Here is an 8,321-nt window from a genome sequence, read left to right as displayed (position 1 = left end):
CATGTGACCGGAGCCTGCGACCGGTTTGCCGGAAATACTGTCGATCCGGCACAGAGCCTCCTCATACTCCAACAAAAGTGATTCGTGGCTGGTGTAGAAATCCACTTTCGAGAGTTGGTAGGCGGTTTCACCATTGACCCCCGCCGCCGACATGAAGTCGAGCGCGTCGGAAATGCGGTTGGACAGCTCTCGGTAGCGTTCGGCCTTGTCATGTTCGGCAAAACCAAGCGTCCAGGAATGGACGCGGTGGATATCGGCAAAGCCGCCGGTTGAAAATGCGCGCAGAAGGTTCAGGCTCGCCGCCGCCTGGGTATAGGCCTGCAACATCCGCTTCGGGTCGGGGACGCGGCTATCCTGCGTCGCCTCAAACCCGTTGATGATGTCGCCCCGGTAGCTGGCGAATTCTTCACCATTGATCACTTCGGTCGGGGCCGAACGTGGCTTGGCGAATTGCCCGGCCATGCGGCCGACCTTGATCACCGGAACCTTCGCACCGTAGGTCAAGACCACTGCCATTTGCAGCATGACGCGAAAAGTGTCGCGGATGTTGTCGGCGGAAAATTCAGCGAAGCTTTCGGCGCAATCACCGCCTTGCAACAGAAACGCCTTGCCTTCGGACGCCAATCCCAACTGCTGTTTCAACCGGCGCGCTTCGCCGGCAAACACCAGCGGCGGGTATTTCGCAAGCTGCGCCTCAACGGCGTTCAAGGCACCAGCATCCGGATAATCGGGCATCTGTACCCGCGGCTTGCTGCGCCAATCGGTCTTTTTCCATGCTTGCGTCATCGGTCTTCTCCGGAAGTTAGCGGTATCGCGCTGCGGTATAGGGCTTGTGCCGCCGATTGCAAAGGCCGAAAGGGGGTGTACCCCCCTTGCCGGGGACGCGATTTCCTGTTTCGGTGATGCGTCACAAGGTCCACAAGGTGAAGAATGTCTGTCCCGCCCCAGAAAGCCACACAGGTTTCAAAAGCATCTACGCCGAAACGCTTTGTGTTTCTGCTGCTGGACAAGTTCACCATGCTGTCTTTTGCCAGCGCGATTGAGCCGTTGCGCATCGCAAACCGCGTCATCGGGTCGCCGGTGTATCGCTGGGTTCTGGCAGGCGAAGGCGACGGGGTTGTGCATTGCTCCAACGGGGCGGCGTTCAAGCTTGATATCGGCCTGTCGGAGATTGACCGCGACGACACCGTCCTGGTCTGCGGCGGCATCGACGTGCAGAAGGCGACGACCAAAAGTATCCTGAACTGGTTGCGACGTGAAGCGCGGCGTGGCGTGACCATGGGCGGCCTTTGCACCGGTTCCTATGCCTTGGCGAAGGCCGGGCTTTTGGATGGCAAAAAGGCGACGATCCATTGGGAAAATCAGGACGGATTTCTGGAGGAGTTTGAGCAGGTCAAACTTACCCGCTCCATCTTCGTGATTGATGGCAACCGGATGAGCACGGCAGGCGGCACCGCCTCGCTTGACATGATGCTCAAGATCATCTCTGCCGATCATGGCGACGATGTTGCAAATACGGTGGCGGATCAGTTGATCTACTCCACCATCCGCACTGATCAGGATACCCAGCGGCTGTCGATCCCGACCCGCATCGGTGTGCGGCATCCGAAACTTTCCCAAGTCATCCAGATGATGGAACAGGCAATCGAGGAGCCGATCAGCCCCGCCGATCTGGCCGACGATGTGGGTATGTCCACCCGGCAGTTGGAACGGTTGTTCCGCCGCTATCTGAACCGCAGCCCGAAACGCTATTATATGGAGTTGCGGCTGTCGAAAGCGCGCAACCTGCTGATGCAAACCGATATGTCGGTGATCAATGTGGCGCTGGCTTGCGGCTTTGCCAGCCCGTCGCATTTTTCCAAATGCTACCGCGCGCATTATTCGACCACGCCCTATCGCGAACGCGGCACGCAGGGCGGTGCGCCAAATCTGCGGCTTTCGATCTGACAAAATGGCGGCGGCCGGAAGTGTTGTCCGGTGCATCGAGGGTCTACACCACTCGGGGTTGAAAACTGCTTCAATCTTAAAGCAACCCTGATACGCTGCATATTCCCTGCTTTTCTTTTTGGAACTCTGCGTCTAGGCTCTGCGCAGAAATGAGTTCCACCACAGGGGAGTTACAAATGAAGAAACTAATGATGGCAACCGCCGCAATGGCGCTGATGGCTGGTGCCGCTTCGGCCGAAGATGCAAAGATCGGGATCATCCTCGGCTATACCGGCCCGCTCGAATCGATCACGCCGATCATGGCGGACTCGGCCGAGCTGGCGATCAAAGAGGTCAACGATTCGGGCAAGTTCATGGATGGTGGCAAAGTCACCTCCCTGCGGGCTGACGATACCTGCATCGACGCCGCTGCTGCCGTGGCTGCCGCAGAGCGTCTGGTGACCGCCGAAGGCATCAACGCGATCATGGGGGCTGACTGCTCTGGCGTGACCGGCTCCATTCTGCAAAACGTCGCACGCCCGAACGGCGTTGGCATGATCTCTCCTTCCGCCACCTCTCCGGGTCTGTCCACGGCGGAAGATGACGGCCTGTTCTTCCGCACCGCACCTTCGGATGCGCGCGCGGGTGAGGTCATTGCTGACGTTCTGGGCGAGCGCGGCGTAAAATCCATCGCGATCACCTACACCAACAACGACTATGGCAAAGGCCTGTCGGAAAGCATCGCGAAAAATTTCGAAGCCAAGGGCGGCAAGGTGACGGCGAACACCGCGCATGAAGATGGCAAGGCCGACTATTCCGCCGAAGTTGCCACGCTGGCATCTGCGGGGGGCGATGTTCTGGTTGTGGCAGGGTACGTCGATCAGGGCGGCAAAGGGATCATCCAGGCCGCGTTGGATACCGGCGCGTTCAGCACCTTCTATCTGCCCGACGGCATGTATGGTGAAAGCCTGATCCAGGCCATCGGGCCGGCATTGAATGGCAGCTATGGCACCGTTCCCGGCACCGATTCCGAAGGCAATGCGACCTTCCTTGAAATGGGCAAGGCCGCTGGCTTTGATCCGACCTCCTCGTTCACCGGCGAAAGCTATGACGCGGCGGCTTTGATCATGCTGGCGATGCAGGCAGCAAAATCGACCGACTCGAAAGAGTGGACCAAGAAGGTGATGGAAATCGCCAACGCGCCGGGCGAAAAGATCGAACCCGGTCAGCTTGGCCACGCGCTGGAGTTGATCGCGGCTGGCACCGACATCGACTATGATGGTGCAACAGCGGTTGAGTTGATTGGCAGCGGCGAATCCGCTGGCAACTACCGCGAATATACCGTGAAGGACGGCAAGTTCGTTACGGACCGGTTCCGCTGATCCGTTAAGCGTCTTACAGTAAACGGCCCGAAGGAAACTTCGGGCCGTTTGCCAACAAAAGGGTGCAGGCGGCGAAAAGACCGCAAATGAACGCATCCGGGGGAGAAACATTTCGATGATTATCGTCAAGGATCTGCATAAGCATTTCGGGGGCTTTCGTGCCGTCGACGGTGCGTCGCTGGAGATCAGGGAAGGTTCCATCACAGGGCTGATCGGGCCAAATGGCGCGGGCAAGACCACATTGTTCAATGTGATCGCCGGACGTTTGCCACCGACTTCTGGTCAGGTGATGATGGCGGGCGAAGACATTACCGGCCTGCCGCCGCATGATCTGTTTCACAAAGGGCTGCTGCGCACCTTCCAGATTGCACATGAATTCGGCTCCATGACCGTGCGCGAGAACCTGATGATGGTGCCTGAAGGGCAAATGGGCGAAACGCTGTGGAATACATGGTTCGCGCGCAAGGCTGTTGCCGCCGAGGAGCGTCGCATCCGTGACCGGGCGGATGAGGTTTTGGAGTTTCTGACCATCAGCCATCTGGCCGATGAGAAAGCGTCAAACATTTCCGGCGGGCAGAAGAAGCTGCTCGAACTGGGGCGGACGATGATGGTGGACGCCAAGGTCGTGTTTCTGGATGAGGTTGGCGCGGGCGTGAACCGCACGCTTTTGAACACCATCGGCGTTGCCATTGTGCGGTTGAACAAGGAACGCGGCTATACGTTTTGCGTGATCGAACATGACATGGATTTCATCGCGCGACTTTGCGACCCGGTGATCTGCATGGCTGAGGGGCATGTGCTGTCGCAAGGCACCGTGGATGAGGTCAAGAACGACGAGCGGGTGATCGAGGCCTATCTTGGCACCGGGTTGAAGAACAAGGTCAAAGCCCATGGTTGAGGTCGCGAACGGAACCGATTTTTCGTCGGAAAATCTCGCCTGCGGCGGCGCTTTGCCGTGCAAAGCGGTTTTGGATATTTATGAACAGATGATTTTGGGGTGCGGCATCGCACCGAAGGGTGCGTGATGTCGGAACCGTTTCTGATTGGTGAGGCGATGACCGGCGGCTACGGGGCTGTCGATATCCTGAACGATTGCACGATTGCTGTTGAAAAGGGGGAGATCGCGGTGATCGTCGGCCCGAATGGCGCGGGCAAATCCACCGCAATGAAAGCGGTATTCGGGATGCTGAACCTGCGCGGTGGCCAGGTCCGGCTGGATGGCGAGGATATCACCGCGCTGTCGCCGCAGGACCGGGTCGCCAAGGGCATGGGGTTCGTGCCGCAAACCTCCAACATCTTCACCTCGATGACGGTGGAGGAAAATCTGGAGATGGGGGCATTTCTGCGCCATGACGACATTTCCGGCACCATGGCGCAGATTTATGATCTGTTCCCGATCCTGAAGGAAAAGCGGTATCAGGCAGCGGGGGAGCTTTCCGGCGGCCAGCGCCAACAGGTGGCTGTCGGGCGTGCATTGATGACGCAGCCGAAGGTCTTGATGCTGGACGAACCAACCGCAGGCGTGTCGCCGATTGTCATGGATGAGTTGTTTGACCGCATCATCGAGATTGCGCGTTCGGGGATTTCGATCCTGATGGTTGAACAGAATGCACGTCAGGCGCTGGAGATTGCACATAAGGGCTATGTGTTGGTGCAAGGGGCAAACCGGTTCACCGATTCCGGACAGGCCCTGATGCAGGATCCCGAAGTCCGCCGCAGCTTTCTTGGGGGTTGAAGCATGGAGGTCAATCAATTCGTCCTGATGGTTGCGGCTTTCATGATCGTGGCGACTGTCATGCTCTCCACAAGCGATCTGCGCGACGCCCCTGCGCCGCTGCCGTCGCTGCACTATGTGTGCAGTTTCGATCAGTTCTGCCGGGATCGGGATTGTGCGCAGCCGTTGCCTGCTGAGTTCATCATCGTTGCTCAGCAGCCTGCCACATCTGACGACGCTTATTTCCAACGCGCGGGCGACCGACCCGATCACATCGGGTTGCAATCGACCGGCGCTTTGGAATGGGTCGCGCAGGTGGGAAAAAGCGGTGGTTTGCATCTGAAATTGCAGGAAAATGGCGCGATGATCTATGAAGAGAAAACCGGCCTCAACCCGGATAGTGCGGTTCTGGCGCATGGCACCGGGGTGTGCCGGGACATGCGTGCAGAACAGGGGGAGCAAGGCTGATGGATATTCTGAACGCGCTTGTCACCTTCCTGAACTTCGTGTTCATCCCGGCGACCGCTTACGGCGCGCAACTTGCGCTTGGTGCCTTGGGTGCGACGCTGGTTTACGGGGTCCTGAACTTTTCCAACTTCGCGCAAGGCGACACTATGGCATTCGGCACCATGGTCACGATTCTGGGGACGTGGTGGTTGCAATCGCAGGGGATCAGTTTCGGCCCGTTGCCGACGGCCTTGCTGGCAATGCCGCTGGGCATTTTCGTGACCGCCGTGCTGCTGCTGCTGACCGACCGGATGGTCTATCGCTTTTACCGAAAAAAGCGCGCGAATCCGACCATTCTGGTGATCGTTTCGCTGGGCGTGATGTTCGTGCTCAACGGCATAACGCGTCTGGTGATCGGGGTGGAGGAGCAGAATTTCGCGGATGGGGCGCGGTTCGTGATCACGGCGGGCGAGTTCCGGAAATGGACCGGGCTTGACGAAGGGCTTGCGATCAAGACCACTCAGGCGGTGACCGTGGTGACGGCGGTGATCGTGGTGGCGTGGCTGTTCTGGTTCCTGCAAAAGACCCGTACCGGTAAATCCATGCGCGCCTTCTCTGACAATGAGGATCTGGCGCTGCTGTCGGGGATCAACCCGCAGCATGTGGTCAATGTGACCTGGATCATCGTTGCGGCATTGGCAACAATCGCCGGAGTGCTTTACGGTCTGGACAAGTCCTTCAAACCTTTTACTTATTTCCAGCTTCTTTTGCCGATCTTCTCGGCGGCGGTGGTTGGCGGGCTTGGCAGCCCGCTGGGGGCGATTGCGGGCGGCTTTGTCGTCGCTTATTCCGAAGTGATGGTTACCTACGCCTGGAAGAAGGTATTGGGCTATCTGTTGCCGGAGGCCTGGGCACCGGACAGCCTGGTTCAATTGCTGTCAACGGATTACAAATTCGCGGTGAGCTTCTTCATCTTGATCATCGTGCTGGTGTTCATGCCGACGGGCCTGTTCAGGGGGAAATCGGGATGAACATGCGCAACATCATTCTTTTCGCGCTGGTCGCGGCACTTTACATCGGGACCGGTTTCTTCATGAGCTGGAACCTCACGTTGAACATCCTGACGCTTGGGTTGCTTTCTTCCATCATGGCGCTGGGGGTGAACATGCAATGGGGCTATGCCGGTTTGTTCAACACCGGCATCATGGGCTTCACTGCGCTTGGCGGTCTCGCGGTCGTGCTGGTCACGGCGCCGCCGGTGCCGGAGGGTTGGGCGCTTGGTGGCTGGCGGATTGTCGGGGCTTTGGTATTCGGTGCTGCGGTGATCGCGGCAGCGGTGCAGCTTTACAAACGGATGCATCGCGGCTTTGCGCGCAACGTCTCGCTGATCATGCTGCTGGTGATCGGCTTCTTTGCCTATCGCGCAATTCTGGACCCAGCGGTGGATGCGGTTGAATCCTACAGCCCGGCGCTGGCGGGTAATATCGGCGGTCTTGGCCTGCCTGCGTTGGTGTCCTGGCCGGTCGGGGCGCTGCTGGCGGCCGCCGCAGCCTGGGCAATCGGCAAGGTTTCCCTTGGGCTGCGGTCGGACTATCTGGCAATTGCAACGCTCGGCATTGCCGAAATCGTCATCGCTGTGCTGAAGAACGAGGATTGGCTGGCGCGCGGCGTCAAGAACATGATCGGTCTGCCCCGGCCCTGGCCCGTGCCCTATGAGGTGAACCTGCAACAATCCGCGTCGTTTCTGGATTGGGCGAGCAACTGGGGGTTCGATCCCATGCTTGCCTCCTCCATCGTCGTAAAACTGCTCTACGTCCTGGTGTTTACCGTGGTGCTGCTTATCGTGATCTGGCTTGCCGAACTGGCGCTGAGCAGCCCTTGGGGCCGGATGATGCGGGCGATACGCGACAATGAGGTCGCGGCAGAAGCAATGGGCAAGAACGTGACCAGGCGGCATTTACAGGTGTTTGTCATCGGGTCCGCCGTTGTCGGCTTTGCCGGGGCGATGATGACCACCATGGACGGACAGTTGACCCCCGGCACCTATCAGCCCTTGCGCTATACCTTTCTGATCTGGGTGATGGTGATCGTTGGGGGTTCCGGGAACAATTGGGGTTCGGTGCTCGGCGGCTTGTTGATCGGTTGGCTCTGGCTGATCGTGGAAAGCCTGGGGCCGGGAGTGATCAGCGTGATCACCTATGGCATGCCCGACGGCGCATTGAAGGCGCATCTGCTGGATTCAGCGCAAAACATGCGCTTGTTGACGCTGGGGGTGATATTGCTTTTGGTGCTGCGGTTCAGTCCGCGTGGTCTGATCCCGGAAAAATAGGCGTTTTTTCTGTTTTGACCGAGGAGGTAGGGGGGCATTCTGCCCCCCTTCGCCGTTAAGGCTCCCCCCGGAGGATTTTTTTAAGAGAAGAATGCGGCAAAGCGCGCAGGATACGACATTTATTGTCGCGGTTGAACATGCCGATCCGGGGCGATGCGCGAAAGTTTCATTCAAATCCAGGGGGAGGTTGCGATGAAAACTCATGCGCGTGTTGTGGTGATCGGCGGCGGCGTTGTCGGCTGTTCGGTGCTCTATCACCTGACCAAACTCGGCTGGTCGGATGTAATGCTGATCGAGCGGTCGGATCTGACCTCGGGTTCCACCTGGCACGCGGCGGGCGGGTTTCATACGCTGAACGGCGATACCAATATGGCGGCACTGCAAGGCTATACCATCCGGCTTTACAAGGAGTTGGAGGCGATCACCGGCATGTCCTGCGGGTTGCACCATGTCGGTGGCATCACCTTGGCCGACAATATGGCGCGGTTCGAGATGCTGAAGGCGGAACGCGCCAAGCATCGCT

General features: G+C 58.6%; 9 protein-coding genes. 8 read left to right on the top strand and 1 reads right to left on the bottom strand.

Annotated elements, in window-relative coordinates; all coding sequences use genetic code 11:
* The coding region (locus tag L0H65_RS09635) for a 3-deoxy-7-phosphoheptulonate synthase (protein WP_301458660.1) at positions 1-786 on the bottom strand (786 nt) is incomplete at its 3' end.
* A 144-nt stretch (positions 787-930) separates the two neighbouring features.
* Between L0H65_RS09635 and L0H65_RS09630 the strand changes: the two genes are divergently transcribed.
* The 8 genes from L0H65_RS09630 to L0H65_RS09595 all read left to right on the top strand — a co-directional run.
* Entirely contained in the window at positions 931-1,947 is a 1,017-nt protein-coding gene (locus tag L0H65_RS09630; protein WP_301458659.1) for a GlxA family transcriptional regulator, read from the top strand.
* Positions 1,948-2,123: 176 nt separating this feature from the next.
* Positions 2,124-3,308, top strand: coding sequence for an ABC transporter substrate-binding protein (locus L0H65_RS09625; RefSeq protein ID WP_301458658.1), 1,185 nt, complete (start codon positions 2,124-2,126; stop codon positions 3,306-3,308).
* A gap of 115 nt (positions 3,309-3,423) precedes the next feature.
* Entirely contained in the window at positions 3,424-4,206 is a 783-nt protein-coding gene (locus L0H65_RS09620) for an ABC transporter ATP-binding protein (RefSeq protein WP_301458657.1), read from the top strand.
* Between the two features lie 126 nt (positions 4,207-4,332).
* A complete protein-coding gene (locus L0H65_RS09615; protein ID WP_301458656.1) occupies positions 4,333-5,043 on the top strand; it encodes an ABC transporter ATP-binding protein in 711 nt (236 codons plus the stop codon).
* A gap of 3 nt (positions 5,044-5,046) precedes the next feature.
* Positions 5,047-5,490: a hypothetical protein gene (locus L0H65_RS09610; protein WP_301458655.1), complete on the top strand. Its 444-nt coding sequence runs from the start codon at positions 5,047-5,049 to the stop codon at positions 5,488-5,490.
* Positions 5,490-6,500 (top strand): branched-chain amino acid ABC transporter permease, encoded by a 1,011-nt coding sequence (locus tag L0H65_RS09605; RefSeq protein ID WP_301458654.1) that lies wholly within the window; start codon positions 5,490-5,492, stop codon positions 6,498-6,500. Before L0H65_RS09610 ends, L0H65_RS09605 begins: the two co-directional genes overlap by 1 nt.
* Positions 6,497-7,798 carry a branched-chain amino acid ABC transporter permease gene (locus tag L0H65_RS09600; protein ID WP_301458653.1) on the top strand — a complete coding sequence of 434 codons (1,302 nt, stop codon included), beginning with the start codon at positions 6,497-6,499 and terminating at the stop codon, positions 7,796-7,798. Before L0H65_RS09605 ends, L0H65_RS09600 begins: the two co-directional genes overlap by 4 nt.
* A gap of 192 nt (positions 7,799-7,990) precedes the next feature.
* A partial coding sequence (locus L0H65_RS09595) for an FAD-dependent oxidoreductase (RefSeq protein WP_301458652.1) occupies positions 7,991-8,321 on the top strand: 331 nt, incomplete at its 3' end.

It is taken from the genome of Pseudorhodobacter sp., from assembly GCF_030452865.1.
Lineage (GTDB): Bacteria > Pseudomonadota > Alphaproteobacteria > Rhodobacterales > Rhodobacteraceae > Pseudorhodobacter.
This window is presented reverse-complemented; position numbering and strand designations above follow the sequence as displayed.

Bases quoted from the DNA above. Each gene is read 5' to 3' on its own strand.
- L0H65_RS09630 (WP_301458659.1), top strand. From the start codon at position 931: ATGTCTGTCCCGCCCCAGAAAGCCACACAGGTTTCAAAAGCATCTACG.
- L0H65_RS09625 (WP_301458658.1), top strand. From the start codon at position 2,124: ATGAAGAAACTAATGATGGCAACCGCCGCAATGGCGCTGATGGCTGGT.
- L0H65_RS09620 (WP_301458657.1), top strand. From the start codon at position 3,424: ATGATTATCGTCAAGGATCTGCATAAGCATTTCGGGGGCTTTCGTGCC.
- L0H65_RS09615 (WP_301458656.1), top strand. From the start codon at position 4,333: ATGTCGGAACCGTTTCTGATTGGTGAGGCGATGACCGGCGGCTACGGG.
- L0H65_RS09610 (WP_301458655.1), top strand. From the start codon at position 5,047: ATGGAGGTCAATCAATTCGTCCTGATGGTTGCGGCTTTCATGATCGTG.
- L0H65_RS09605 (WP_301458654.1), top strand. From the start codon at position 5,490: ATGGATATTCTGAACGCGCTTGTCACCTTCCTGAACTTCGTGTTCATC.
- L0H65_RS09600 (WP_301458653.1), top strand. From the start codon at position 6,497: ATGAACATGCGCAACATCATTCTTTTCGCGCTGGTCGCGGCACTTTAC.